1 protein-coding gene is annotated in these 1,430 nt (G+C 67.8%); it reads right to left on the bottom strand.

The window, feature by feature from the left end:
• Positions 1 to 125 precede the first annotated feature (125 nt).
• Entirely contained in the window at positions 126 to 1,223 is a 1,098-nt protein-coding gene (locus ACXN5W_RS30285; protein WP_473161804.1) for a branched-chain amino acid aminotransferase, read from the bottom strand.
• Between the last annotated feature and the right edge of the window lie 207 nt (positions 1,224 to 1,430).

Here is a 1,430-nt window from a genome sequence, read left to right as displayed (position 1 = left end):
GAAAGCAGAGAGGAGGGAGTACGGTCGTCGCTTGGTCAGGAAACGAGGCGCGTTGACAGCGTGATGGGTGGGAGGGTGTGAGCGGGGGAGTTTTTCCTTGTTTTAGATCCGCCCCCCGCGTCGACTCAGAGGATCCGCTGCACCCAGCCGAACGGGTCCTCGACCTTGCAGCGCTGGATGTCGATGAGTTCCTGCCGCAGGGCGAGGGTGACCTCGCCCGAGCCACCGTCACCCACGGTGAACTCGCCGTCCGGGTGCCGGACCGTGCCGATCGGCGTGATCACCGCCGCCGTACCGCAGGCGAACGCCTCGCGGATCCTTCCGCTCGCGGCACCCTCCCGCCACTCGTCGAAGCTGACCGGGCGCTCGGTCACCGTCCGGCCGGCCCGCTCGGCGATCATCCGGATGGACTCCCGGGTGATGCCGGGCAGAATCGTGCCGGACAGCGGCGGCGTGGCGAGGCTGCCGTCGTCGAAGACGAAGAACACGTTCATGCCGCTCATCTCGTCGACCGTCCGGCGCTCGACCGCGTCCAGGAACACGACGTCGTCACAGCCCTGCGCGGCCGCCTCGGCCTTCGCGATCAACGACGTGGCGTAGTTCCCCCCGCACTTCGCGGCGCCGGTGCCACCGGGCGCGGCCCGGGTGTACGTCGGCGACACCCACACGGTCAGCGGCTGCACCCCCCGGGTGAAGTACGCCCCGACGGGCGAGGCGATCACCACGTACAGGTATTCGTTCGCCGGCCGGACCCCGAGGAAGACCTCGCTGGCGAACATGAACGGACGCAGGTAGAGGCTGCCACCCTCGCCCGTCGGGATCCAGTCCCGGTCGATCTCGACCAGGCGCCGGAGCGAATCGACGAAGACCTCCGGGGGCAGCGCCGGCATCGCCATCCGGCCCGCCGACTCGACGAACCGGGCGGCGTTGGCGTCGGGACGGAACATCGTCACCCCGCCGTCGACCGCGTGGTACGCCTTCAGCCCCTCGAAAATCTCCTGGGCGTAGTGCAGTACGGCCGCCGCCGGATCCATCGGGATCGGCGCCCGGGCCTCGACGCGGGCGTCGTACCAGCCCTTTCCCTCGGCATAACGGATCGTGACCATGTGGTCGGTGAAGACTCGGCCGAATCCGGGGTTGGCCAGCAACGCGGCGCGCTCGGCGGCGGTTACCGGGGCCTGATTCGGATGAATCTCGAAGTCGAGCTTCTCACCACCGCTCATCGCGCTGACCTCCATGCAGGTTCTGGCACGGCCTCCGAGCCAGAGAATAAGAGTTCTGTGAAACCTACCCCGAACGCTCGTTCAAGGGGGAGCCGCCGGTCGGGGTTTGCCGGGTTCCGGGGGTTTGGGGGGGGGGGGTCACCCGGGTGTGTGTGGTGGTGTTCGCTTCGTTTTTGTTTTGGTTCCCAAAACTTCGGAAGTACACCA

The sequence above is a fragment of the Plantactinospora sp. A48 genome (assembly GCF_055793945.1).
The sequence above is the reverse complement of the archived record's forward strand: the minus strand, read 5'-3'. Positions and strand labels throughout refer to the sequence as shown.